Source organism: Candidatus Frankia alpina (assembly GCF_902806485.1).
Lineage (GTDB): Bacteria > Actinomycetota > Actinomycetes > Frankiales > Frankiaceae > Frankia > Frankia alpina.
The window spans coordinates 1-675 of the sequence record NZ_CADCWT010000542.1; the positions used below are offsets into that span (position 1 = coordinate 1).

Annotated in this window: 1 protein-coding gene; it reads right to left on the minus strand. The window is 73.0% G+C overall.

Features of this window, described 5'->3' with window-relative positions; all coding sequences use genetic code 11:
• Nucleotides 1-369: 369 nt before the first annotated feature.
• The coding region (locus G6R25_RS24415) for a hypothetical protein (RefSeq protein ID WP_205447456.1) at nucleotides 370-675 on the minus strand (306 nt) is incomplete at its 5' end.

Here is a 675-nt window from a genome sequence, read left to right on the forward strand (position 1 = left end):
CCACCGGCCAGCCCAGCCCGGCGTAGTACAGGGCGGCCCGGCGCAGGCCCAGCCGGTGGGCAAAGGAGACGGGGGGTGTCGGATCGGGGTGCATGGGTGGCCCTTCGGGGGCTCATGCCGATCCGGTGAGGCCGATGCCACCCGCTCAGGCCTGACGGCTCACGAGCTAACGGGCACCATGGGAGTCGCGCCTCCTCTGGCGGGGAGCGCACGACCGGCCTCACGGTCGGCGATGGATACGGAAGATCCGTAAGGACAGCCCAGGGGTTGACGGCCTCTGGGCTGTCGTCTTTTCAGGTGATCATGTCTGTCCTGCTCCTCGGGTTGGGGGCCGCCGGGCCGCCCGGGGGTGGACGGCCCGACGGGGGGTTAGGCCGCGGCGGTGTGCTGCCCGCAGGCCGCCAGGGCGAGTTCCGTGTACACCGCTTGGACCCAGCTGCGGGAGCGGGTGGCCCGGCCGGCGGCCTGTCGGACGCTCAGGCCCTCCTGGTAGGCGGCCACGATCGCGGCGCGGGCCGCGGCCGGGTCCAGCCGAACAGCAGGGGTGTCCACCCGGGTGTCCACCCCCGTCGGCCGGGTGTCCCCCTGGGTGTCCACCTGAACAGCCGGGTCGGTGTCCACCTGGACGGCAGGTTCCGGCGACAGCCCGCTGACCTGCGCAATCGCAGGGGTGTT